Source organism: Allobosea sp. Root381 (genome assembly GCF_001429395.1).
In the GTDB taxonomy this organism is placed as follows: Bacteria; Pseudomonadota; Alphaproteobacteria; order Rhizobiales; family Beijerinckiaceae; genus Allobosea.
In genome coordinates this window covers 190,196-212,236 of the sequence record NZ_LMJT01000012.1, presented here as the reverse complement: position 1 = coordinate 212,236, position 22,041 = coordinate 190,196, and the positions used below count along the sequence as shown (strand labels likewise).

The 22,041-nt window shown below is 66.9% G+C and carries 22 protein-coding genes and 1 pseudogene; 14 read left to right on the top strand and 9 right to left on the bottom strand.

What is annotated here, in order from left to right; all coding sequences use genetic code 11:
- The 5 genes from ASE63_RS12455 (at position 1) to ASE63_RS12435 (ending at position 4,877) form a co-directional block, all read left to right on the top strand.
- Positions 1 to 804 carry an AprI/Inh family metalloprotease inhibitor gene (locus ASE63_RS12455; protein WP_056801387.1) on the top strand — a complete coding sequence of 268 codons (804 nt, stop codon included), beginning with the start codon at positions 1 to 3 and terminating at the stop codon, positions 802 to 804.
- Positions 805 to 940: 136 nt separating this feature from the next.
- Positions 941 to 1,843: a DUF533 domain-containing protein gene (locus ASE63_RS12450; protein ID WP_056801384.1), complete on the top strand. Its 903-nt coding sequence runs from the start codon at positions 941 to 943 to the stop codon at positions 1,841 to 1,843.
- 266 nt (positions 1,844 to 2,109) lie between these two features.
- On the top strand, positions 2,110 to 3,000 hold the full coding sequence (locus tag ASE63_RS12445; protein ID WP_056801382.1) for a UbiA family prenyltransferase: 891 nt from the start codon (positions 2,110 to 2,112) through the stop codon (positions 2,998 to 3,000).
- Positions 2,997 to 4,310 (top strand): FAD-binding oxidoreductase, encoded by a 1,314-nt coding sequence (locus ASE63_RS12440; RefSeq protein WP_056801379.1) that lies wholly within the window; start codon positions 2,997 to 2,999, stop codon positions 4,308 to 4,310. Before ASE63_RS12445 ends, ASE63_RS12440 begins: the two co-directional genes overlap by 4 nt.
- A 273-nt stretch (positions 4,311 to 4,583) precedes the next feature.
- Positions 4,584 to 4,877, top strand: a complete 294-nt coding sequence (locus ASE63_RS12435) for a hypothetical protein (RefSeq protein ID WP_156410320.1) — start codon at positions 4,584 to 4,586, stop codon at positions 4,875 to 4,877.
- Positions 4,878 to 5,048: 171 nt separating this feature from the next.
- Here the strand turns inward: ASE63_RS12435 and ASE63_RS12430 are convergent, their stop codons facing one another.
- The 3 genes and pseudogenes from ASE63_RS12430 to ASE63_RS12420 form a co-directional block, all read right to left on the bottom strand.
- Positions 5,049 to 6,485: an aminotransferase class III-fold pyridoxal phosphate-dependent enzyme gene (locus ASE63_RS12430; RefSeq protein ID WP_082609881.1), complete on the bottom strand. Its 1,437-nt coding sequence runs from the start codon at positions 6,483 to 6,485 to the stop codon at positions 5,049 to 5,051.
- 2 nt (positions 6,486 to 6,487) lie between these two features.
- On the bottom strand, positions 6,488 to 7,486 hold the full coding sequence (locus ASE63_RS12425; RefSeq protein ID WP_056801373.1) for an NAD(P)-dependent oxidoreductase: 999 nt from the start codon (positions 7,484 to 7,486) through the stop codon (positions 6,488 to 6,490).
- A 140-nt stretch (positions 7,487 to 7,626) separates the two neighbouring features.
- Positions 7,627 to 7,992 (bottom strand): annotated as a pseudogene (locus ASE63_RS12420) (transporter); the annotation flags it as partial.
- 227 nt (positions 7,993 to 8,219) lie between these two features.
- Here ASE63_RS12420 and ASE63_RS12415 point away from each other — a divergent pair.
- From ASE63_RS12415 to ASE63_RS12400, 4 genes are all read left to right on the top strand, one after another.
- On the top strand, positions 8,220 to 8,849 hold the full coding sequence (locus tag ASE63_RS12415; RefSeq protein ID WP_056801371.1) for a hypothetical protein: 630 nt from the start codon (positions 8,220 to 8,222) through the stop codon (positions 8,847 to 8,849).
- A 102-nt stretch (positions 8,850 to 8,951) separates the two neighbouring features.
- Complete coding sequence (locus ASE63_RS12410; protein ID WP_056801369.1) at positions 8,952 to 9,458, top strand: hypothetical protein; 507 nt, start codon at positions 8,952 to 8,954, stop codon at positions 9,456 to 9,458.
- Between the two features lie 348 nt (positions 9,459 to 9,806).
- Positions 9,807 to 10,733, top strand: coding sequence for an ABC transporter ATP-binding protein (locus ASE63_RS12405; RefSeq protein ID WP_056801368.1), 927 nt, complete (start codon positions 9,807 to 9,809; stop codon positions 10,731 to 10,733).
- 11 nt (positions 10,734 to 10,744) lie between these two features.
- Complete coding sequence (locus ASE63_RS12400) at positions 10,745 to 11,506, top strand: ABC transporter permease (protein WP_056801750.1); 762 nt, start codon at positions 10,745 to 10,747, stop codon at positions 11,504 to 11,506.
- Positions 11,507 to 11,526: 20 nt separating this feature from the next.
- Here the strand turns inward: ASE63_RS12400 and ASE63_RS12395 are convergent, their stop codons facing one another.
- The 3 genes from ASE63_RS12395 to ASE63_RS12385 all read right to left on the bottom strand — a co-directional run bounded on the left by ASE63_RS12395 (position 11,527) and on the right by ASE63_RS12385 (position 15,906).
- Positions 11,527 to 12,384, bottom strand: coding sequence for a class I SAM-dependent methyltransferase (locus ASE63_RS12395; RefSeq protein ID WP_056801748.1), 858 nt, complete (start codon positions 12,382 to 12,384; stop codon positions 11,527 to 11,529).
- Positions 12,384 to 13,766: an amino acid permease gene (locus ASE63_RS12390; protein WP_056801366.1), complete on the bottom strand. Its 1,383-nt coding sequence runs from the start codon at positions 13,764 to 13,766 to the stop codon at positions 12,384 to 12,386. Before ASE63_RS12390 ends, ASE63_RS12395 begins: the two co-directional genes overlap by 1 nt.
- 457 nt (positions 13,767 to 14,223) lie before the next feature.
- Positions 14,224 to 15,906, bottom strand: a complete 1,683-nt coding sequence (locus tag ASE63_RS12385; RefSeq protein ID WP_056801364.1) for a methyl-accepting chemotaxis protein — start codon at positions 15,904 to 15,906, stop codon at positions 14,224 to 14,226.
- A 145-nt stretch (positions 15,907 to 16,051) separates the two neighbouring features.
- Between ASE63_RS12385 and ASE63_RS12380 the strand changes: the two genes are divergently transcribed.
- Both ASE63_RS12380 and ASE63_RS12375 read left to right on the top strand, forming a co-directional pair.
- The gene (locus tag ASE63_RS12380; protein WP_056801362.1) at positions 16,052 to 17,674 is read left to right on the top strand and encodes a peptide chain release factor 3; all 1,623 of its coding nucleotides are present in this window, start codon (positions 16,052 to 16,054) and stop codon (positions 17,672 to 17,674) included.
- A 171-nt stretch (positions 17,675 to 17,845) separates the two neighbouring features.
- Positions 17,846 to 18,547, top strand: coding sequence for an OmpW family protein (locus ASE63_RS12375; protein ID WP_056801360.1), 702 nt, complete (start codon positions 17,846 to 17,848; stop codon positions 18,545 to 18,547).
- A 79-nt stretch (positions 18,548 to 18,626) separates the two neighbouring features.
- On the opposite strand, the gene ASE63_RS12370 is transcribed toward ASE63_RS12375, so the two are convergent.
- Entirely contained in the window at positions 18,627 to 19,100 is a 474-nt protein-coding gene (locus ASE63_RS12370; RefSeq protein ID WP_056801358.1) for an Lrp/AsnC family transcriptional regulator, read from the bottom strand.
- Positions 19,101 to 19,277: 177 nt separating this feature from the next.
- On the opposite strand from ASE63_RS12370, the gene ASE63_RS12365 reads away from it, so the two are divergent.
- The 3 genes from ASE63_RS12365 to ASE63_RS12355 all read left to right on the top strand — a co-directional run bounded on the left by ASE63_RS12365 (position 19,278) and on the right by ASE63_RS12355 (position 21,081).
- On the top strand, positions 19,278 to 19,799 hold the full coding sequence (locus ASE63_RS12365) for a cysteine dioxygenase family protein (RefSeq protein WP_056801356.1): 522 nt from the start codon (positions 19,278 to 19,280) through the stop codon (positions 19,797 to 19,799).
- A gap of 84 nt (positions 19,800 to 19,883) precedes the next feature.
- The gene (locus ASE63_RS12360; protein WP_056801354.1) at positions 19,884 to 20,474 is read left to right on the top strand and encodes a glycoside hydrolase family 19 protein; all 591 of its coding nucleotides are present in this window, start codon (positions 19,884 to 19,886) and stop codon (positions 20,472 to 20,474) included.
- Positions 20,475 to 20,574: 100 nt separating this feature from the next.
- Positions 20,575 to 21,081, top strand: coding sequence for a TspO/MBR family protein (locus ASE63_RS12355; RefSeq protein ID WP_056801352.1), 507 nt, complete (start codon positions 20,575 to 20,577; stop codon positions 21,079 to 21,081).
- Between the two features lie 6 nt (positions 21,082 to 21,087).
- Here the strand turns inward: ASE63_RS12355 and ASE63_RS12350 are convergent, their stop codons facing one another.
- Both ASE63_RS12350 and hpt read right to left on the bottom strand, forming a co-directional pair.
- Positions 21,088 to 21,462, bottom strand: coding sequence for a response regulator (locus ASE63_RS12350; RefSeq protein ID WP_056801349.1), 375 nt, complete (start codon positions 21,460 to 21,462; stop codon positions 21,088 to 21,090).
- A gap of 4 nt (positions 21,463 to 21,466) precedes the next feature.
- Positions 21,467 to 22,027 (bottom strand): hypoxanthine phosphoribosyltransferase, encoded by a 561-nt coding sequence (gene hpt, locus ASE63_RS12345; RefSeq protein WP_056801347.1) that lies wholly within the window; start codon positions 22,025 to 22,027, stop codon positions 21,467 to 21,469.
- Positions 22,028 to 22,041 lie beyond the last annotated feature (14 nt).

Here is a 22,041-nt window from a genome sequence, read left to right as displayed (position 1 = left end):
ATGCGCATCGCGGCGCCGGCCGTCCTGCCGCTCCTGACGGCGGGCCTGCTCGCCTCCGCGACCGCGCTCCATGCCCAGACCGCGCCGCCGCCACGCGGCGTGGAACGCGCGCCCGATGCGGTGCGCCCGCTGCTCGGCGCCTGGGATCTCGAGCAGCCGGGCGCCTCGCGCGCCTGCACCGTCACCTTCTCCGTCGAGCCAGCGGTCACGGGACACCGCCTGCGCTTCCCCGCGACCTGCCGGCGCGCGCTGCCGATCCTCAACGACGCGATGGATTGGGGCACGGGACCGAATGGGCGCCCGCGTTTGTTCGACCCGCGCGGGCAGGTGGTGATCGACTTCCGCGACGGCACGGCCGAGCGCGGCTTCACCGGCACGGGCACGGACGGCAAGGCTTATGAACTGAACGCCAAGAACCATCCGCGCGCCGCGCGGCGCCCCGTCCAGAGCCCGGCCGAACTCGCCGCCACCGCCGCCCAGCGCCGCACCGCCGTCGATCCGGCTCTCGCCCCCGCCGCCGAAACCCTACCCGGCCGCTATGCGATGATGCGCCAGAGCGGCCGCGAGGCCTGCCTTCTGATGCTGGGCGCAAGCGCCGCCGGCAATGCCCCGGCGCGCTTCGAAGGCAGCTGCCAGGATACCGGGCTGACGATCTTCGACCCCGTCGGCTGGCGCTATGCGGCGGGGCGGCTCGCGCTCGTCGCCCGCAGGGGCCACAGCATCGAGCTCGTTTTCGAGGACGGCCAATGGCGCAAGGACCCCGCTGTCGGCGCCCCGCTCCTGCTGCGCAAGCTCGCGGACTGACGCACGGGACGGCGCCTGCCGGGCGACGCGGCGGCTTAAGCAGGACATCTGCGTGAGGTCGATCGCTGGCGCTCGCGCCTGACCGTTCCTAGATGCGGAGCGGGCCCACTCCGCGGCGCCAACAGAGGATGACCTGATGTTCAACGCCAAATCCCTTCTCGATGCGATCGTCAGCGCCGGTACGCAGGCCGGCAAGCCTGGCGGCCAGGGCCAGGCGGGCGGGCTCGGCTCCGTTCTCGGCGGCCTTGCGGGACAGGTGCAGAAGAACGGCGGCGTCGGCGGTCTCGCCGGCATGGCGGGCCAGATCCTGAAGCAGGCGACGCAAGGGGTCGGCGACGCGGCGCGCCAAACCGGCGTGCAGCAGAAGGCCGGCGAGGCCTTTGGCCAGGCCGGCGGCGGGCGCTCCGCGCAGGACGTGCTGGCCCAGGCCAAGGCGATGTTCGACAAGAACCCGGCCGTGGCGACGGCGGTGCTCGGTGGCCTCGGCGCGCTCGTCTTCGGCTCCTCGACCGGCCGTGCCGTGGTCGGCTCCGCCGCCAAGCTCGGCGGCGCGGCGCTGATCGGCGGCCTCGCCTACAAGGCCTATCAGAACTACCAGGCCGGGAAGCCGATGCTCGCCACCGGCAACAATCCGGAGCTGCTGCCCGCCCCCGCCGGCACCGGCTTCGAGCCGGAGGCCGCGAGCGAGGAGACGGCGCTGGTCTTCATCCGCGCGATGATCGCCGCCGCCGCGGCCGACGGCGCGATCGATGCCGAGGAGCGCGCCGCCATTCTCGGCGGGCTGCGCGAGGGCGGCTTCGATCAGGAAGCCAACGAATGGCTGGAGCAGGAGATGGCGAACCCGGCCTCGGTCGAGTCGCTGGTGCAGGCCGCCTCATGCCCGGAGGTCGCGGCGCAGATCTATACGGCGGCCCGCCTCGCCATCAATCCCGACACGCCCAAGGAGACCGAATTCCTCGCCCGCCTCGCGACTGCGCTCGGCCTCCAGACCGAGCTCGTCGCGAATATCGACCTCGCCGCGAGCGCCGCGAAGGCCTGAGGCACCGGCCCGCCAAGGCTCCGCACCGGGCTGTCCGTCCCGGTGCGGAGCGCTGCACGCTCTCCAAGAGTGGAGAATCATAGCAGTCGGCTGTTAATCATGCCGGCCGATTGCGACGTTCCCGGCCCCCTCATCCACCCCGATTTAGGATTCTCCGGCGAGAAAAGCCCCGAGCCAGAACGGCTCGCGGGCGAGATCGCATTCCCGCACCGGCCGCGGCGCCGGCGGGCGCGACATGGCCGGAGAGGAAAAAGGGCGGGGATACGATGTCTGTGACCGCGATGATCAGGGCGATGCGGCCGCATCACTGGCTCAAGAACGGGCTGGTCTTCGTCCCGATCCTGCTCAACCACGACGTCTTCGACATCCGGGCGCTCGGCCACGGCCTGCTGGCCTTCGTTTCCTTCTCTCTGCTTGCCTCGGCGATCTACCTTCTGAACGACATCGTCGATGTCGAGGCAGACCGGCGCCACCCGACCAAGTGCAAGCGGCCGCTGGCGGCCGGCGAGATCACCGAGCGCCAGGCCTATGCCGCCGTGCCGTTCCTGATGGTCGTCTCCTTCGGGCTGGCCTGGTTCGCGCCGCGGCCCGATCTCTTCCTGCTGGCGCTCGGCGCCTATCTGGTGCTGGCGCTCGCCTATCTCTTCGTGCTGAAGCGCAAGCTCCTGGTCGATGTGCTCGGCCTCGCGGCCCTGCACACGCTGCGCATCCTCGCGGGCAATGCCGCGGCCGACATCCCCCTCTCTTCCTGGCTGCTCGCCTTCTCGATGTTCCTCTTCCTCAGCCTGGCGCTGGTGAAGCGCTATGCGGAGCTGCGCATCACCCAGGACCAGTCCGGCCTGAAGAAGGCCGGGCGCGGCTATCATGCCGAAGACATCGAGGCGCTCTCGCAGCTCGGCATGGCCTCGGGCTGCACCTGCGCGCTGATCATGGCGCTCTATGTCGACAGCGCCGCCGTTAAGGAACTCTACCGCCATCCCGAACTGATCTGGTTGCTTTGCCCGATCATCCTCTACCAGATGGCACGGATCTGGTTTCTGGCGCGGCGCGGCCAGATGCCGGACGACCCGCTCGTCTTCATGATCCGCGACTGGCGCAGCCAGGTCACTGGCCTCGCCGTGGTCGTGATCATGGTCGCGGCGTCCCTGTTGCCATGAGCAAGCCTGATACCACGCTGCGCTCCTGGGGCGGACTCGAGGCGCAGGGCAGCACCGCGCTTACGGCCGATGCCTGGATTGCCGGAACTTCGCCGCAGCGCGTGCCTGTCCTCGGCTATGGCAATGGCCGCTCCTATGGCGATTCCTGCCTGAACGACGGCGGCCCGCTGATCCTCGGGCGCAGCCTCGACCGGATCATCGCCTTCGATAGCGAGAACGGCCTCGTCACCTGCGAGGCCGGCGTGCTGCTCGACGATCTGCTGGAGCTCGTGGTTCCGGCCGGCTGGTTTCCGCCGGTGACGCCGGGCACCTGCTTCGTCACCATCGGCGGGGCGCTGGCCAATGACGTCCACGGCAAGAACCATCACCGCGCCGGCACCTTCGGTCGCCATGTCCGCGTCTTCGAACTGATCCGCTCGGACGGCCAGAAGCTGACCTGCGCGCCCGACATCAACGGCGCGCTGTTTGCCGCCACCATCGGCGGCATGGGGCTGACCGGCCTGATCACGCAGGTGACGCTGCAGCTGATGCCGATCGCCTCTGCCGAGATGCAGCAGGAGGCGATCCACTTCGACGGGCTCGACCGCTTCTTTGAAATCGCTGCGGAATCCGACGCCTCGCACGACTACACCGTCGCCTGGATCGACGCGCTGGCGAGCGGTCCACACCTGGGGCGCGGCGTGTTCTTCCGCGCCAACCACGCGCCGGCCTCGATGGCGCCGGCCAGCCGCCCGAAGCCCGGCCTGCCCTTCCCGCTCAAGCCGCCGGTGCCGCTGATCAACCGGCTGACGCTGCGCGCCTTCAACACGCTCTATCGCGCCGCGCAGCCGCGCTCGCCCCAGCCGCGGCGCATCCCCTACCGGCCGTTCTTCTACCCGCTCGACCGCGTCCGCAACTGGAACCGCGCCTACGGCCCGAAGGGGCTGCGCCAGTTCCAATGCGCGATCCCGATGGCGCAGGCTCAGCCTGCCGTCGAGGACATGCTGCGGCGGACGCTTGCTGCCGGCGAGGCCTCCTTCCTGACGGTGCTGAAGCTCTTCGGAGACGTCCCCTCGCCCGGCATGATGTCCTTCCCGCTGGCCGGCGCGACCCTGACGCTCGATTTCCCCAACCGCGGCCCCCGCACCGAAAAGCTGCTGGACGAGCTCGACCGCATCACGCTCGCCGCCGGCGGCCGGGTGAACCCCTACAAGGACGCCCGCATGTCGCCAGCGACATTCGAGGCCTCCTTCCCGCATTGGCGCGACTTCGCCGGGCATATCGACGCCGGCTTCTCCTCGAGCTTCTGGCGGCGCGTGACCGTCGGTTGACGGGCGTAGCCCTCCTGTCTTCCTCATCCTGAGGAGCTATTCCGCGAGGAATGGCGTCTCGAAGGATGTTTCAGGAAACTCGGGAGACACTTGAGCATCGTTCGAGACGCCGCTTCGCGGCTCCTCAGGATGAGGGCTGAGGGAAAGCCTCGCCATCAGGCGAAAACCGCCGCTGAAAAAACATAGCTCGCTTTTGAACCTCCCCGCCGCCCGCCGCGACCAATGGTCACGAAGGGCGAATGGTTCGCCCCGGCGTTCAGGGAGATCGAGACGATGACCGGCTTCAGGAAGATCGCGACCGCCACCCTTGCCGCTCTCACCCTCGCCACCACGCTGGCCGCCACCGCCGCCGAAGCCCGCCCGCGCTACTGGGGCCATCGCGGCTACGGCTGGGGCGTCGGAGCCGGCGTCGTCGGCGCGATCGCGGCCGGTGCCCTTGTCGCCGCGGCCACCCGCCCTGCCTATGGCGGCTACTACTACGGCCCCGTCCGCCGCTGCGACATGGTCGAGCGCATCAACCGCTACGGCGAGATCGTCGGCTACCGCCGCGTCTGCGGCTATTACTGAGCGGTGGCGGCTGCGGGCCTGGAACTCGCGGGCCGCCGCCAGCCTTCACGGATTGCCCGAGTCCCTCCCCTTCGGCTCCCGGCTCGCGCCGGGAGCCCTTTTTCTTGGCCGGGGCGCCGACGAAAAAGGGCCGCCGAAGCGGCCCTCCCCGATTGCACTGCCGCTTCTTCCTCAGCCCTTCGCCACCGCAACCTTGCGCAGATAGTCGGTCACGATGCGGGTGATGCCGCGCGAGAGCAGGTCGTCCAGCGCGTTGATGAAGGTATCGCAATCCTCACGCGTCGCGATCAGCGGCGGCTCGAGGCGGATGACGTTGCGGTTGTACTCGGTGAAGGCGACGAGCACGTCGTAATCCTTCAGCAAGAGCGCCCCGACGAAGCCGCAGAGCGAGCCCTTCAGCTTGTCGTCTAGCAGCGCGACCATGTGCTTCACGCCGAAGGGCATGGTCTCGCTGATGTCGTTGAACTCGATGCCGATCATCAGCCCGCGCCCGCGGATCTCCTTGAGCAGGCTCGGATGCTTCACGCGCAACTCGTTCAGCCGCGCGATCAGGTAGTCGCCCTGGCGCTGTGCATTGCCCATGAGGTCTTCCTCATAGAGCACGTTCAGCCCCTCGATCGCCGAGATGCAGGCCTCGCCCATGCCACCGAAGGTCGCCTGCGCATGGATCAGCGCGGATTTCGGCTTGCCATAGGCCTTCATGTAGATTTCGCGCCGGGCGATCATCGCGCCGACCGCGGCCTTCGAGCCGCCGAGCGCCTTGGCGAGCGCGGTCACGTCCGGCACCACCCCATCGCGCTCGAAGGCGAAGAACTGGCCGGTGCGGCCGAGCCCGCACTGCACCTCGTCGGCGATCCAGAGCACGCCGTGCTTGTCGCAGAGCGCCCGCAGCTCGCGCCAGAAACCCTCCGGCGCCTCGACGATGCCGCCGCCGCCCTGGACCGTCTCCATCACCACGATGCCGATGGCAGGGTCGCTCTCCAGCGCCAGGCGAACCGCATTGATGTCCCCGAACGGCACCTTGACCCGGTTGTCGACCAGCTTGAACTGCGACTGGTAGAGGGTGGAATCGGTGATCGAGAGCACGCCCTTGGTCTTGCCGTGGAAGGAGTTCGCCGCGTGCAGGATCTTGGAGCGCGCCGGCCCCTGCGCCTGCTCGGCGACCTTCACCGCCGCCTCCATCGCCTCCGAGCCGGTCGAGCCGAGGAAGACCATGTCGAGATCGCCCGGCGCGATCGCGGCCAGGTTGGCGGCCAGCGCCGCGGCATATTGCGACATGAACGCCATGCAGATCTCATGGCGGTTCTCGTCCTGGAATTTCTTCCGGGCGGCGACGATGCGCGGATGGTTGTGGCCGAAGGCGACCGAGCAGAACCCGCCGAAGAAATCGAGGATCCTGCGGCCGTCCTTGGTGATGTAGTGCATCCCCTCGGCGCGATCGACCAGGATCTTGTCGAAGCCGAGCAACTTGAGGAAATGCAGCTGGCCGGGATTGATATGGGCGGCGAAGAGGTCCTTCACCGTGCCGGCATCGAGTTGCTTTGCCTCCTCGACGCTGTAGAGCTTCGGCCGGGCGGCGGTGGTGTCGGTATCCTTGAATGCGGGCATGCTCACGCTGCCATCCTCCCCTGGAACTGCGGATCCTTCGCCTTCCGGTATTCGGTATAGGCGGCCAGCAGCATGTCCTCGTCGCGGTATTGCGGCTTCCAGCCGAGCTCGCGCTTGGCTTTACTCGTGTCGAGAATGCAGATCTCGTCGGCGATCTTGTACTGCTCAGGATCCATGATCGGCATGTTCACGGCGTCGAGCGCGTCCAGCGTCAGTTTGACCAGCGAGGCCGGCGTCGGCAGCAGGATCGATTTCGACCCGGCATGCTTGATCAGGTCGCCGAGCAGCTTGCGCACCGGCGGCGGATCGTCGGAGCCCAGATTGTAGGCTTCGTTCGGGAAGCCCGCCTTCCAGGCCGCCACGCAGGCGCTGGCGCAGTCGAATACCGAGATGAACTGGTAGGGATTCTTGCCCGAGCCGATCATCGGCACCGGCAGGTTCATGTCGATCAGCTTGAACAGCTTGACCAGGATGCCGAGGCGCCCGGGTCCGATGATCAGCCGCGGCCGAAAGATCGGGATCTGGAAGCCCTTGGCGCGATACTCGTCCGCGAGCCGCTCGGTTGCGAGCTTGCTCTCGCCATATTCGCCGAGCGGGTGCGCGGGATGGGTCTCGTCCTGCGGCACCGACACCGAATGCCCGTAGATCATGTCGGTGGTGAAATGAACGAGCTTGTTTGCGCCCGCCTTCTCCATCCAGCTCAGGATGTTCTGCGTGCCGTCATAATTCACCGGCCAGAAGAACGCGTGCCGCTCGGCCCGCGTCACGATCGGCGAGAGCATCTTGGCCGAGAGGTTGTAGACGAGGTCGTCCTGGGCGAGCGGGATCGTCGCGACGCTCGTCGCATCGGTCACGTCGATCTTGTGGAACGGCACCTTGGCGTAATGCGCATGGTCGCTCTTGACGATGTCGGCGACCAGCACCTCCTCGCCCATGGCGAGCAGATCGGCCGCCAGACGCGAACCGACGAACCCGTCACCGCCGATGATGATGTGTTTCATGCGGGCTCTCCGGCTCAGCGAGGCAGGCGCGGGCGCTGGCTGCGCACAGGCACGGGGATGGGGGCCGGCGCAGGCTCCACCGCGAATAGCGCGCCGAGCTTCAGGAACAGGCGAACAATGAGATCCATGGTGTTCCCTCAGCTTTGGGCGATGAAGATTGTGCCGACGACGATGAGCGCGATACCGCCGATGCGCGCCGCGCTCAGATCCTCGTGGAAGACGAAATAGGCGTAGGCAGCGACCACGACATAGGCGAGGCTCAGGAAGGGATAGGCGTAGGAGATCTGCACCTTCGAGAGCACGATCAGATGCGAGGCCATGCTGATCACGAAGGTGCACAGGCCCGCGAAGACGAATGGATTGAAGACGACGCGGATCGCCGTCCAGATCAACCCGTCGCCGGCAACGTCGAGCGTCCCGACGCCGGTCATGCCGCGCTTGAGCATCAGTTGCGCCGCCGCATTGGTCAGCACCGTGAACAAGATCAAGGGAATATAGGCATTCATCGGCGCTTGGGCTTTTCCGAAACTTTCCGGCGCAGTGCCGGCTTGCACGCTCTGGATGGCGCGGAAAATACTTCAAATGCCTTACGCTGCGCCCCCTACCTCGGCGTAACGTTAAGACGATGCTGATGCGATCGTCGAAAGGTGGGGGTTCCGGACTGGAGGCCAGCGGATGCCCTGGAAACACACCTGCTGTCGCGATCTGGCGGCGGCGAGGATAGGCTTCGCGGATGTCCTTGCCGAACCGCATCGCTCCCGATGGCAGCCTCTTCGCCGATCCGGCGCGCGGGCTGCTGTTCGGCAATCGCGGCGGCCGCTTCCATGATCCGGAAGCGCGGACGCTGCCGCAGCGAACCTATGCCAGCCGGCAATGGCTCTGCTGCGTGCTTGCCTTCAAGGGCCGTCGCCGGCAGGTCTGGGGCCAGGGCTACACCGAACTCTTCTTCTGCGACGAGGTCACCGCGCTCGCCGCCGGTCACCGCCCCTGCATGGAGTGCCGCCGCGCGGACGCGCTCGCCTATCGCGCCGCGCTGATGCTAGGGACGGGGCTGCTCGTCCCGCCATCCTTCCCCGAAATCGACCGGATTCTCGACACGGAACGACGCTTGGGCCGGCGTAAACGCGTCCATGAAATGCCCGCCAACATCTTGCCCGATGGCGCGATGATCATCGATGGCGCGCGCTGGCTCGCGATCCGCGGGGGCAGTGCGCTGGTCTGGAATCCTGCCGGCTATGGCGCCCGCAGGCCGCGCCCGACGGGGATCGTGCCCGTTCTGACCCCTCCGGCGTCTCTGGCGGCGCTCGCGCATGGCTTCCGGCCGCTCTGGCACCCGAGCGCGCAGCCGAGCGACACAGGCTGACCATTTTTGAACTGGCCTGCTCCCACGCTTGATTTACGTTCGCCGCCGCCCATTTTGCCGCCGGCGCGGAGACGGGTCCGTGCCGTAAAGTGAGGGGGGACTATGAAGAAGATTCTGCATGCATTCGCGCTCGCGGCGATGCTGGCCGCACCGATGCTGCCGACGCAGGCCGCAGCAGGCGCGCTCCAGATAACCGGCGCCGATCCGGTCGCCGTGATCACGATTCCGGACAGCTGGACGCATGCGAAGGTCGAGCGGGGGCTGGAAATCAAGGCCCCGGACGAAGAGATCTATCTCTGGTTCGAACTCGTGCCGCCCGGCCAGATCGAGGCGCTGCAGAAGGAGCATGACGCTTACTTCGCCAAGGAAGGCGTCAAGTTCACCAGCGCCACGGAGACCATCACGCAGGAGGTGAACGGGCGGCCCTGGTCGTTCACCGAGATGCAGGCGACCAGCGCGGACGAGCCTTCGATCGTGCGCTATATCGGCATCAACCCGAAGGTTGCGAGCGGCAAGATCATCATGATGACCTACTGGGCCTCGCATGCAGGCCACAAGAAACACGACGGCGCGATGAAGACGATGCTCGACAGCCTCGCCTTCAAGTAGCACCTCCGGGCGCGCGGAACATTTCCCGCCGCGTCGGCGTTGCCCCCGCATTAGATCGCCACATGAAAAACCGGGGGTGCTGCAATGCGTTCGATTGCTCTTTGGCTGCTCGGAGTTCCGATTCCGATCATCATCCTGCTTTGGTTCTTCATGCGCTGAACCTTCGCGCATCGACATGATCGACATGGCCGGGCTCGTCCCGGCCATTCTTGTTTCGGGGCCGGGACGCACTGCCGACACGGGCTGGCAGAGCGAAGCGTCATACGCGTTCTCTCATCGGGCAAACGCATCGCAGCGTTGCGCCGGCGCGCCATCGCAACGTCATCGGAACTGCCCTATATGCCGCCCATGTCTCCCATCATCTCGGTCTCCGACCTCTCCAAGACCTATGCGTCCGGCTTCCAGGCGCTGAAATCGGTCAATCTCGACATCCGCCAGGGCGAAATCTTCGCTCTGCTCGGCCCCAACGGCGCCGGCAAGACGACGCTGATCAGCATCATCTGCGGGCTGGTCACGCCGAGCACCGGCACGGTGAAGGCGGACGGCCACGACATCGCCACCGACTATCGCACCGCCCGCGCCAAGATCGGCCTCGTGCCGCAGGAGCTGACCACCGACGCCTTCGAGACAGTGCGTGCCACCGTCGCCTTCAGCCGTGGCCTCTTCGGCCAGCCCAAGGATCCGGCCCTGATCGAGCAGGTGCTGAAGGACCTCTCGCTCTGGGACAAGCGCGACACGCAGATCCGCAGGCTGTCCGGCGGCATGAAGCGCCGCGTCATGATCGCCAAGGCGCTGGCGCATGAGCCGCGCATCCTCTTCCTCGACGAACCCACGGCCGGCGTCGATGTTGAATTGCGGCAGGACATGTGGCAGCTCGTGCGCCGTCTGCGCGACAGCGGCGTCACCATCATCCTGACCACGCATTACATCGAGGAGGCCGAGGAGATGGCCGACCGTGTCGGCGTGATCAGCAAGGGCGAGATCATCCTGGTCGAGGAGAAGACCGAACTGATGCGCAAGCTCGGCCGCAAGCAGCTCACCTTGATCCTGCAGCAGCCGCTCCAGGCGCTCCCGCCCTCGCTCGCGGCCTATGATCTGGAGCTCGCGGCCGACGGCGAGGAGCTCGTCTACACCTACGACACCAAGGCGGAGCGCACCGGCATCACCGCCCTGCTCCAGGCGCTCGGCGAGGCCGGCATCCGCTTCAACGACCTTCAGACGAGCCAGAGCTCGCTCGAGGACATCTTCGTCAGCCTGGTGAAGGATCGCAGATGAGCATGACCGGCATCAACTGGCACGCCATCGGCGCGATCTACCGCTTCGAGATGGCCCGCACCCTGCGCACGCCGCTGCAGAGCGTCGTCTCGCCGGTGCTCTCGACCTCGCTCTATTTCGTCGTCTTCGGCGCCGCCATCGGCTCGCGCATGCAGGAGATCGACGGCGTCGCCTATGGCGCCTTCATCGTGCCCGGGCTGATCATGCTGACGCTGCTCACCCAGAGCATCGCCAACGCCTCCTTCGCGATCTACTTCCCGAAATTCACCGGCACGATCTACGAGATCCTCTCCGCGCCGGTCGCCTGGTGGGAGGTGGTGCTCGGCTATGTCGGCGCCGCGGCGACCAAATCGGTCATCATCGGCCTGATCATCCTGCTGACGGCGACCTTCTTCGTGCCGCTCCGGATCGAGCATCCGCTCTGGATGCTGCTCTTCCTGGTGCTGACGGCAGCAACCTTCAGCCTGTTCGGCTTCATCATCGGCATCTGGGCCGACGGCTTCGAGAAGCTGCAGGTCATCCCCCTGCTGGTGGTGACGCCGCTCGCCTTCCTTGGCGGGTCGTTCTACTCGATCGAGATGCTGCCCTCGCCCTGGCAGGCGATCGCGCTGTTCAATCCCGTCGTCTACCTGATCAGCGGTTTTCGATGGAGCTTCTTCGGCATCGCCGATGTCGGCGTCGGCGTCAGCCTTGGCATGACGCTCGTCTTCCTCGCGATCTGCATCGCCGTCACCGGCTGGATCTTCCGCACCGGCTACCGCCTCAAGAACTGAGGCGGTAGCCGTCGAGAAGATCAGCTGGCGCTGCGCGTCGCCTGCCAGTCCTGGGCTGCGCCGTTGCCCTCGCTGCGGCCGCTGATGCGGGTGCCGTCGACGGTGCCGGTATAGCGCACGCCATCGGCGGTGAAGTTGATGGCCGCACCGGTCATCTTCGCATCCGTAATCGCTGTGTCCTTGCCGCCGCGCGTCAGCGTGCCTTCAAGCATCTGGAACTTCTGCGTCAGCTTCAGCTCGCCGTCGTCCAGCTTCCAGGTTCCCTCGACCTTGGCCGGCACCATCCAGTAATGCGCGCGGCAGAAGTTCGAGCAGTTCTCGGCCACGACCGCCGTCTCGTCTGACTGCCACTCGTCCATGGTGAAGCTGTTCGAGACGATGCGCGTGCCCGGCTTCATGTTGAGCAGCGTTGGACGCAGCCGCAGGTTCAGCTCCGGCAGAAGGAAGAGCGTGACGACGGTCGCTTCGGAGAAATCGGCCTCGAAGATGTCGCCCTGCTCGAAGCGCGCCTTGTCCGCGACGCCCGCCGCCTCGGCGGCGCGCTGCGACACGGTCACCAGGTCGGGGTTGTACTCGATGCCGCGCGCGTTCAGCCCGCGCTTGGCGGCGGCGATGACCGTGCGGCCGTCGCCCGAGCCGAGATCGACCAGCTTGTCCTCCTTGGTCACCTTGGCCATCTCCAGCATGCGCTGCACGAGCGCATCCTGGGTCGGCAGCCAGATGACGTCCTTGCCGGCTTGCCCCGACTGCGGCACGTAGGCCGGAGCAGGTATCGTCGCCTTCCCGGCCTCGGCGGGCGCGGTTGCTTGTGAATGCGCCGCGCCCAGCGCCAGTAGTGAAACCGCGCAGGCTGCGGCGAGCGTACGGAACGTCTTCATCATCTCTCTCCTTGCTGAACCAGTATCGGTTGAGGCTGCATCGCGCCGGGCACGGCGGCGGCGGGCGCGCGCCGACGCTGGAACAGCAACAGCGGCAGGCCGGCGAGCACGACGGCGAGCCCGATGAAGGCGCCGTTGCCGGTATAGGCCAGGCTCGCATACAGCATGTAGAGGCAGCTCAGGCAGAACAGCACCGGCGTCAGCGGATAGAGCGGCACGCGGAACGGCCGCGCCTGCGAGGGCTCCCGCCGGCGCAGGATCGGCAGCGCCAGCCCCACCAGGAACAGGAACGCCCAGAACACCGGCGCGCTGTAGTCGACCATCGCCTGGAAACCGTCACGGCTGGCGGCACCGAGCGCCACCAGCAGCAGCGCCACGGCACCCTGGGCGAGGAGCCCGTTGGCCGGCGCCCGACCGCGCTCGTTCCACTCGCCGACGCGCGGCAGCAGGGTGATGTCGCGGGCCATCGCGAAATAGACGCGCGCTCCGGTGAAGATCGTGGCGTTGAGCGTCGACAGCGCCGCCACGACGATCGCGACGCTGACGATGGCGGCGCCCGCATCTCCGGCGACGAGCCGCATCATGTCTGTCGCCACCGCCTGCGAACCTCGCAGGCCCTCAAGCCCGAGGATCGCGAGCAGCGCGGCATTGGCGAGCAGATAGAGCGCGACCAGGATCGCCGTGCCGATGACCAGCACCCGCACCATGTTCCGGCCGGGATTCTTCAACTCGCCCGAGAGATAGGCGGCCTCGTTCCAGCCGCCATAGGTCAGCAGGACGAAGATCATGGCCATGCCGAGCGCAGCGGATTCAGGCGCCGTCGAGACCGGCGGCGGGGCCTCGCCCGTGCCGCCGAGGAAGCCGCAGACGATGATCGCGACGATCAGCCCGACCTCGACGAAGGTTATGACGATCTGGAGCGTCTTGCTCTGCACCGTGCCGGCAACGTTGAGCCCGGTCAGCACGATGATCGACAGCGCCGCATAGATCGCGGTTCCATAGGGGCCGAGCGGCAGGAGCTGCTGCGCATAGTCCCCGAGGACGAAGGCGACGGCCGCGATCGCGCCGGTCTGGATCACCGAGCCGCGGGCCCAGCCGAACAGCACGGCCACCGGCTTGCCATAGGCCCGGGCCAGGAAGTGATACTCTCCCCCGGCATGCGGATAGGCTGCCGCGAGTTCCGCATAGCAGAGCGCGCCGATCAGCGTGACCAGGCCGCCGGCGACCCAGACGCCCAGGAAGGCCGCTTCGCTGCCGACATTGCCCGCCACCAGAGCCGGCGTCTTGAAGATCCCGATGCCGACGACGATACCGACCATGATGGTGACGGCATCGAAAACCGACAGCGTCGGTTGCGGATCCGCCTGGCTGGCCTGCTGCATTCTTTGCCCCTCTTTTGTAGCCCGAACAACGGAACGCAGAAATGCGGCACTTGGCTGACAAACCGGGGTCACAATAACGTCCGCATTGGTCACGGAAACGTCAGCCGGTCGGGCAACGGCCACCTAAGGGTAGCAGCACACGCATCTCCCGGCCCGCCTCGGAATTCGATCCTCATCCTTAGGGAAGTCCGAGGGACTTTCTCGAAGGATGTGATATGCATCGAGCGATATCAAGGCGTTCTGATGCCTGTGATTACCCTCGCCGTCATCCCGGACAAGCCGCGTCAGCGGCGCCGACCGGGATCCATTCCGGAGCGGTTCCGGCATGAATCCCGCGCTCTCTGCGGTCGCCCGGACTGACGCGCGGAAATTATTCAGCGCCAAGATTTTGAAATAATTGAATGAATTTCAGGCGCACCTCTCAGAACAAGGGCTGAGAGGCTTCTCGGCCGGGCGCTCAGGACGCCTTCATGTCGGCGAAGAACGTGCCGACCGCCGAACGCAGGACCTGCGCCTCGCGCGTCAGGTTCTCGGCGGTCGCCAGCGCCTGGTTGGCCGAGAGCATCGCGGCCTGCGAGGTCGCGGCCACGCCCTCCATCTGGCGGGCGACGCCGGCGGTGCCGACGGCCGTCGCCTGGGCGCTGCTGGCGATCTCGGAGGTTGCGACCATCTGCTGGCTCGTCGAGCCGGCGATCGCGACGGTGTGCCGGGCGACGGCGCCCATCACGCTGGCAATGGTCTCGATCGCCGCCACCGCCCCTTGCGTTTCGCTCTCGAAGGCGGCGATGCGTTGAGCGATCTCGTCCGTCGCCTGCGCCGTGCGGCTCGCGAGCAGCTTGACCTCTGACGCGACCACCGCGAAGCCGCGCCCGGCCTCGCCGGCGCGCGCCGCCTCGATCGTCGCGTTGAGCGCGAGCAGGTTGGTCTGGGCGGCGATCTCGCTGATCAGCCCGACCACCTTGGCGATGCTGTCGGCTGCTTCCCGCAGATTGGCGACATTGATGCGCGCCCTCGCCGCGTCGCTGGCCGCGCTCCTGACCACGTTGTCGGTCTCGCCGATCCGCTCCGCGATGTCGGCAATCGATTCCGACAACTCTTCCGACGCCGCCGCGATGGCGCGGACATTGTCGGACGCGTCGAGCGTCGCCGCGCGGGCCTCGTTCGCCTGCGCGGTCGCGCTCGTCGCCACCGTGTTCAGGCTGCGCGCGGTGCTTTCCATCTCCTCGGCGCTGACCCGGACCGTCTGGAGCACGGAATCGATCCGCACGTTGAAGTCCGCGATGAGATGCTCGCGCCTGGCCTGCCGCTGCGCCCGCGCGCCGTCCTTGGCGCGAGCCTCGGCCTCGAGCGCCTCGCGCGCCCGTGCATGGTCGCGGAACACGACGACGGCACGCGCCATCTCGCCGATCTCGTCGCGCCGCGCCGTCAGCGGCACGTCCTGGACGGCCTCGGCAGCGGCCATGCCGCGCATGGTCGTGGCGAGTATCCGCAGCGGCCTGACCACGCAACGATGCACGACCACGACGGTGAGCACGAGGCCGAAGAACAGCACGAGCACGGCGGCGGCGAGCTGGTTGCGCACGCCATCCTGCTGCAGCTGCTTCAGCTGATGCTCGATGATGCTGCCGGCCGAGCTGTCGACGGCAGCAAGCTGCCTCAGTGACGCGTTGAGCGCCTGGCGGTTGCTGCGATTAGCGTCGTTGTTGCTGAATGCATCGACGGCGGCAGGGCCGTGCGCCCGGCCCCGGCGAACGGCCTCCTCGCGGAACGCCACCAGGGCATCGAGCCCGGCCGCGACGTCCTCGAAAGCGGCCATGCGCTGCGGCGGCACCAGGGCGCGCCACTGCTCCTTGACCGCGCGGACCTCGGCAAGCGTCGCGAGCAGCGGCACGGCGAAACGCTCGGCATCGCGGGCATCCTCGCTCATGATCATGCCGCGGGTATCCATCACCACCGCATTGACGAGGCCGTTCATGCGCTCGGCCATCAGCATCCGGGCGGAACTCGTCTGCATCTGGTCGTTCATCTCCGCATAGCGGGAGAGCGTCTGGATGCCCATGACGATGGCGACGGCCGCGGCCAGCGCGAGCAGGCCCACGCTCGCGAAAATCTGGCTCGAGATCCTGCGCAGGGCGGCCATCGCTGAAAGCTGTCTCTCGCTCGTCGGACCGGGCGCACACAGGCATTCCGGTTGCCGCAGCATCGCGCAAGATTGGTTAAGGCTGCGTAAGGGACGCAGCCGTCGTGATTGACTTCGGCAGCCTCATCCTGTTCTCACAACCGCCATGACCGACATCCAGACCTCCGAGGCGCCGGCGACCGCCGCCGCTCCGCATGCGCGCCGGCGCACCTTCGCGATCATCTCGCACCCAGACGCGGGCAAGACGACGCTGACCGAGAAGCTGCTCTATTTCGGCGGCGCGATTCAGCTCGCCGGCGAGGTGCGCGCCAAGCAGGGCCGCCGCCAGACCTCGTCGGACTGGATGAAGATCGAGCGCCAGCGCGGCATCTCGGTCGTGACCTCGGTGATGACCTTCGAATATGGCGGGCACGTCTTCAACCTGCTCGACACGCCGGGCCACGAGGACTTCTCGGAGGATACCTATCGCACGCTGACGGCGGTCGACTCAGCCATCATGGTCATCGACGCCGCCAAGGGCATCGAGGATCGCACGAAGAAGCTGTTCGAGGTCTGCCGCCTGCGCGACATCCCGATCGTGACCTTCATCAACAAGGTCGATCGCGAGACCCGCGATCCCTTCGACCTGATCAACGAGATCGAGAACACGCTCGCCCTCGAGGTCGCGCCGATGACCTGGCCGGTCGGGCGCGGCCGCGAATTCGTCGGCACCTACGACCTCAAGGCCAACAGCTTTCGCCGTAACCAGAAGGGCGACGAGACCGCCGAGGACCAGAAGGTCTCGGGCTGGGACGACAAGCTCTTCGACGAACTCCTGCCGAACGGCACGGCCGAGACCTGGCGCGAGGAGGTCTTCCTCGCCAGCGAGGGGCTGAAGCCCTTCGACCTCGATGCCTTCCGCGAGGGGCATCTGACGCCGCTCTATTTCGGCGCGGCGCTGCGCGACTACGGCGTGCGCGACCTGATCGATGCGCTCGGCCGCTATGCGCCGAGCCCGCGCGCCCAGGTCGCCGACAAGCGCGAGATCGAGGCGGGCGAGCCGAAGATGACCGGCTTCGTCTTCAAGATCCAGGCGAACATGGATCCGAACCACCGCGACCGCATCGCCTTCATGCGCGTCTGCTCGGGCAAGCTCACCCGCGGCATGAAAGCGAAGCTCGTCCGCACCGGCAAGCCGATGCCGCTGAACGCGCCGCAGTTCTTCTTCGCGCGCGACCGCTCGATCGCCGAGGAGGCCTATGCCGGCGACATCGTCGGCCTGCCCAACCACGGCACGCTGCGCATCGGCGACACGTTGACCGAGGGCGAGGACGTCGTCTTCAAGGGCGTGCCCTCCTTCGCCCCGGAAATCCTGCGCCGCGTCAAATTGAAGGACGCGATGAAGGCCAAGAAGCTGCGCGAGGCGCTGCAGCAGATGGCCGAGGAAGGCGTCGTCCAGATCTTCCTGCCGCATGACGGCGCGCCCGCGATCGTCGGCGTCGTCGGCGCGCTGCAGCTCGACGTGCTCAAGGAGCGCATGGATGTCGAGTATTCGCTCCCCGTCGATTTCGAGCCTTGCCAGTTCTCGATCGCGCGCTGGGTCTCGTCGGAAGACAAGGCGGCGCTGCAGAAATTCGTCGGGCTCAAGCCATCGGCCATGGCCGACGATCTCGACGGCGACCCGGTCTTCATGGCGTCCAGCCAGTTCACGCTGAAATACGACGCCGAGCGCGCCCCGGACGTGACCTTCTCGGATGTGAAGGACTATCAGAAGGTGGCCAAGGCCTGAGGCCGCCGAACCTTGGGCCTGCCGGAAATGTGACAGAATGGCCACAGCCCGGCGGCCAACGGGTGCGGATTGATCCTGGTCAACCCGCTTCGCCGGCCGAGGGAGCTTCTGGAAGGCGAGTTGCGGACGCGGCCTTGCGATTCGCTCTCGCGATCCCTGGGGGCTTCCGCCATGTCACGCTTCATCCGCCATTCCGCCTGCGCCGCGCTGCTCGCCGCAACCGCCCTGACCTCGACCCAGTCGGGCCCGGCCGCTGCCGCCGACCTGCCTTCCACCAAGGCCGGCCCGGCCGCGCCCGTGTTCACGCAGTGGAGCCCGTGGATGATCCGCGGCCGCGCCCTCGTCGTCGTGCCGCAGGAGGAAGCCAAGCTCCGGCTCGGCGGCGCGCCCGTCATCGGCGGTGACGTCGACATCTCGAACTCGGTCGTCCCCGAACTCGACATCAGCTATTTCTTCACCAAGAACATCGCCGTCGAGCTGATCCTCGGGGTCACCCCGCACAATGTGAAGGGCGCGGGCGCCCTCGCCGGGACGCGCATCGGTTCGGCCTGGCTGCTGCCGCCGACCCTGATGTTGCAATATCACTTCACCGATTTCGGCGCCTTCAAGCCCTATGTCGGCGTCGGCGTGAACTACACCGTCTTCTTCAACGAGAAGGCCAAGGGCGGCTTCGATCGCTTCGACCTCAAGGACTCGTTCGGCGTCGCGCTCCAGATCGGCTTCGACTACATGATCGACAAGAACTGGGGCATCAACTTCGACGTGAAGAAGATTTTCCTCGAGCCCAAGGTCAAGGTGAACAACGGCCTCGTCGCCGGCAAGGTCAGGATCGACCCCTGGCTGATCGGCACCGGCGTCACCTATCGTTTCTGAGCGACCGTCACCTCTCGCAGGGTTCGGCTGGGGTGGAAGGGGAGCGGTGCCGCCGCTCCCCTTCCTGTTTCTGAAGACCTCAGATCTCGACGAAGCCGAGCGGGATCGCGGTAGTCGACTTCAGCTCTTCCATCGCGAACATCGAGGTGACGTCGTTGAGGTCGATGCGCGAGATCAACTTCTTGTAGAGCGCGTCATAGGCCGCGATGTCGCTGACACAGGCCTTCAGCAGATAGTCGATCTCGCCGCTCATCCGGTAGAAGTCGACGATCTCCGGCAGGTCGTGGACCGCCGCGTGGAAGCGCTCCAGCCACTCCATCGAATGCCGTGCCGTCTTCACCGCGATGAAGACCGTGACGCCGGCCTTCAGCCGCTCGCGATCGAGCAAGGCCACGCGCTTGCGGATATATCCGGCCGCCTCGAGCTTCTGTACGCGCCGCCAGCATGGCGTCGAGGACAGGCCCACAGCTTCGGCAAGCTCCGCGAGCGGCAGGGTCGCATCCTCCTGCAGGCGCGCCAGGATGCGCAGGTCGAAGGCGTCGAGCTTGGCCATGGGCTCCCCGGAATGCAGAACGAAGCAACCGCCTGATCCTAAGTTCGGGGAAAAATTTTCTCAATATCCCAGTTGAATTGATACAGGCTTCCGGATTTCCGAGCTTTCCTCCCGACAACGCAACTCCGTTCCAGCGCGCTCCCGTATCCTTTGACGACAATGATGGGGCACGCCGGTATGCAGGGTTTTCTGGACGAAGAGCATCGCGGGACCGTCCTGCGCAGCCTCAGGGCCGATCAGGGGACGCTGTGCCGGGACTATCTCGCCGCCGCCGATGAGGTGCTGCACGCGCTCGTCGCGGTGCCTGACCTCGTCCAGCGCCTGCCTCTCGTGCGCAAGCCCGGCGGCTACGCTCGCAACCTGCTCGCCGGAGACGACGCGGTCAGCGTCTGGGCGATGGTCTGGGCCGAAGGCGCAGTGACCTCGATCCATGATCATCACTGTTCCTGCTGCTTCGGCGTGGTCTCGGGCACGGTCACCGAGACCTGGTATCGTGCCATCGACGCAAAACGCGCAGTCGCGACCGATGAGCGGGATCGTGCGGCCGGATACGTCGCCTGCATGTTGCCATCCGGCCCGAACATCCATCGCATGCGCAATCTCGGGCCGGGCGAGGCGATCTCGATCCACATCTACGGCTTCGACCACGAGACCCATTCCTCCTCGATCGAGACCGAATACACGGCCGTGAGCGGCTGACGCAGCCGCGCGGGGCTGCCGCAAAGTTTATCCCCGCGTCCCATCCCGCAGCGATGATGGCTTCCCCAGACGAGGAGGCCATTCATGTCCATGCGTGCATCCGGCAGCACGGGGCCGCTCCCCGTCACAACTGCGCCGCCGCTCGCCGTCACGCGTGAACGCCTCCTGCGTCTCGCGCCCGCCGGAACGGGCGTGATCGTAGACGGCATCGCCGCATCCTTCGACAGGCTGGCGACGAGTTCCGGCGTCAGCACCCGCCTGCGCATCTGCCATTTCCTCGCCCAGGCAGCGCATGAGACGGACGGCCTGCGCACGCTGGACGAATATGGCGGCCCCGCCTGGTACGCGCGCTATGAGGGCCGCCGCGACCTCGGCAACATGGAACCTGGGGACGGTGTACGCTTCCATGGCCGCGGCATCTTCCAGCTGACAGGACGGTTCAATTACCGCCGCTTCGGCGCCCTTATCGGCATCGACCTCGAAGCTGATCCGGAGCGGGCTGCGGAGCCGGCGGCCTCGCTCGCCATCGCCTTCGCCTATTGGCGCGAGCGCGGAATGGAAGCCGCAGCCGATGCAGACGACATCGCCCTCGTAACCCGGCTGGTCAATGGCGGCAGCAACGGGCTTGCCGAGCGCACCCGGCTGCTCGCCCTGGCCAGGACGATCTGGCGCTAGGTCGCTTCGAGCACCTCGCGACAGGTCCCATGATCGGCGCGCAGGGCGGCAACGTGTCGGCGCGCTTGTCGTACCGGCAGGACGGCCGCATCATTCGACGATGAGCGCCTCCGATTTCGACCGACCCGCGAACAGTCCGCTCTGGCGCGATATCCTGATCGCCATCGCCCCGGTCGTGCTCGCCTCAGTGATCGGCAGCGCCGCCACCGTGCCGCAGATACCGGAGTGGTATGCCGGCCTCGCCAAGCCGCCCTTCAACCCGCCGAACTGGGTGTTCGGGCCGGTCTGGACCACGCTCTTCGGGATGATGGCCTATGCGGTGTTCCGCATCCTGCGCCTGCCCGCGGCATCGCCCGGCAGGGCCGCCGCGTTATGGCTCTACCATGTGCAGCTGGTGCTGAACCTGCTCTGGTCCTGCGTCTTCTTCGGGCTGAACAGCCCGCTCGGTGGCATTCTCGTCATCCTGCCGCTGCTCGCGCTGGTCCTGGCGACGATCAAGGCCTTCGGCCGTCTCGACAAAGCGGCGCCGCTGCTGCTCTGGCCCTATGCCGCCTGGGTGTCCTTCGCGACGCTGCTCAACGTCTCGATCTGGTGGCTGAACCGCTGACCGGCGTCAGCCGATCGAGCGCTCGATCACGTTCATCACCGTCGTCCGCAATTCGGCGATGGTGAAGGGCTTGGTCATGACCTCCGCGACGATCGCATCCAGGCTGCGGGCGCGCTCGCGCTGCTCGGCATAGCCGGTCATCAGCATGATGGTGAGCTCGGGGAAGGCCTGCTTGGCCGCAAGCGCCAGCGCGATGCCGTCCATCAGCGGCATGCGGATATCGGTGAGCAGCAGGTCGAAACGGCCCTGCTCGGCCATCAGCACGTCGAGCGCCTCGGCGCCGTCCGCGGCCGTCAGGCAGGTATGGCCGTCCATCGCAAGCCCGCGCGCCACCAGCGCCCGCAGCGGCTCCTCATCGTCGACGACCAGGATGCGCGACATCGGCTCAGATCCCGGGCAGGCCGGCCTGGTCGGCGGTCTCGATCACGCCGACATAGGGCAGCTGCCGATAGGAATGCGCGACATCCATGCCGTAGCCCACGACGAAATAGTCGGGGCATTCGAAACCGACATAGTCCGGCGTCAGGTTGACGGCCCGCTTGCCCGGCTTCTCCAGCAGCACCACCGTGGAGACCTTGGAGGCCCCGCGCGCCGCCAGCAAATCCTTGGCGAAGGTGAGCGTGCGGCCCGATTCGAGGATGTCGTCGACCAGCAGCACCTCGCGGCCGCGGACATCGCTCTGCACGTCGCGCAGGATCTCGACCTGGCCGGATGACACGGTCGCGGCCCGGTAGCTCGACAGGTGCACGAACTCGACCTGCGGCGACATGCCGGCGCGGTGCATGGCGCGGATCAGGTCCGCGACGAACATGAAGCTGCCCTTGAGCACCGCGACGACGAGCAGGTCCGGCGGCGCGGTCGCGGCGATGGCTTCCGCCATCTCCTCGTTGCGGCGCGCGATCGTCGCCTCGTCATAGAGCACCCTGATGCGCCGTGGCTCGGCCATGGTCCTGATCGTCC

Excerpts from the sequence above, each read along its gene's own strand:
- ASE63_RS12455 (WP_056801387.1), top strand. The coding sequence starts at position 1 with ATGCGCATCGCGGCGCCGGCCGTCCTGCCGCTCCTGACGGCGGGCCTG.
- ASE63_RS12450 (WP_056801384.1), top strand. The coding sequence starts at position 941 with ATGTTCAACGCCAAATCCCTTCTCGATGCGATCGTCAGCGCCGGTACG.
- ASE63_RS12445 (WP_056801382.1), top strand. The coding sequence starts at position 2,110 with ATGTCTGTGACCGCGATGATCAGGGCGATGCGGCCGCATCACTGGCTC.
- ASE63_RS12440 (WP_056801379.1), top strand. The coding sequence starts at position 2,997 with ATGAGCAAGCCTGATACCACGCTGCGCTCCTGGGGCGGACTCGAGGCG.
- ASE63_RS12435 (WP_156410320.1), top strand. The coding sequence starts at position 4,584 with ATGACCGGCTTCAGGAAGATCGCGACCGCCACCCTTGCCGCTCTCACC.
- ASE63_RS12430 (WP_082609881.1), bottom strand. The coding sequence starts at position 6,485 with ATGCCCGCATTCAAGGATACCGACACCACCGCCGCCCGGCCGAAGCTC.
- ASE63_RS12425 (WP_056801373.1), bottom strand. The coding sequence starts at position 7,486 with ATGAAACACATCATCATCGGCGGTGACGGGTTCGTCGGTTCGCGTCTG.
- ASE63_RS12415 (WP_056801371.1), top strand. The coding sequence starts at position 8,220 with ATGTCCTTGCCGAACCGCATCGCTCCCGATGGCAGCCTCTTCGCCGAT.
- ASE63_RS12410 (WP_056801369.1), top strand. The coding sequence starts at position 8,952 with ATGAAGAAGATTCTGCATGCATTCGCGCTCGCGGCGATGCTGGCCGCA.
- ASE63_RS12405 (WP_056801368.1), top strand. The coding sequence starts at position 9,807 with ATGTCTCCCATCATCTCGGTCTCCGACCTCTCCAAGACCTATGCGTCC.
- ASE63_RS12395 (WP_056801748.1), bottom strand. The coding sequence starts at position 12,384 with ATGAAGACGTTCCGTACGCTCGCCGCAGCCTGCGCGGTTTCACTACTG.
- ASE63_RS12390 (WP_056801366.1), bottom strand. The coding sequence starts at position 13,766 with ATGCAGCAGGCCAGCCAGGCGGATCCGCAACCGACGCTGTCGGTTTTC.
- ASE63_RS12385 (WP_056801364.1), bottom strand. The coding sequence starts at position 15,906 with ATGGCCGCCCTGCGCAGGATCTCGAGCCAGATTTTCGCGAGCGTGGGC.
- ASE63_RS12380 (WP_056801362.1), top strand. The coding sequence starts at position 16,052 with ATGACCGACATCCAGACCTCCGAGGCGCCGGCGACCGCCGCCGCTCCG.
- ASE63_RS12375 (WP_056801360.1), top strand. The coding sequence starts at position 17,846 with ATGTCACGCTTCATCCGCCATTCCGCCTGCGCCGCGCTGCTCGCCGCA.
- ASE63_RS12370 (WP_056801358.1), bottom strand. The coding sequence starts at position 19,100 with ATGGCCAAGCTCGACGCCTTCGACCTGCGCATCCTGGCGCGCCTGCAG.
- ASE63_RS12365 (WP_056801356.1), top strand. The coding sequence starts at position 19,278 with ATGCAGGGTTTTCTGGACGAAGAGCATCGCGGGACCGTCCTGCGCAGC.
- ASE63_RS12360 (WP_056801354.1), top strand. The coding sequence starts at position 19,884 with ATGTCCATGCGTGCATCCGGCAGCACGGGGCCGCTCCCCGTCACAACT.
- ASE63_RS12355 (WP_056801352.1), top strand. The coding sequence starts at position 20,575 with ATGAGCGCCTCCGATTTCGACCGACCCGCGAACAGTCCGCTCTGGCGC.
- ASE63_RS12350 (WP_056801349.1), bottom strand. The coding sequence starts at position 21,462 with ATGTCGCGCATCCTGGTCGTCGACGATGAGGAGCCGCTGCGGGCGCTG.
- hpt (WP_056801347.1), bottom strand. The coding sequence starts at position 22,027 with ATGGCCGAGCCACGGCGCATCAGGGTGCTCTATGACGAGGCGACGATC.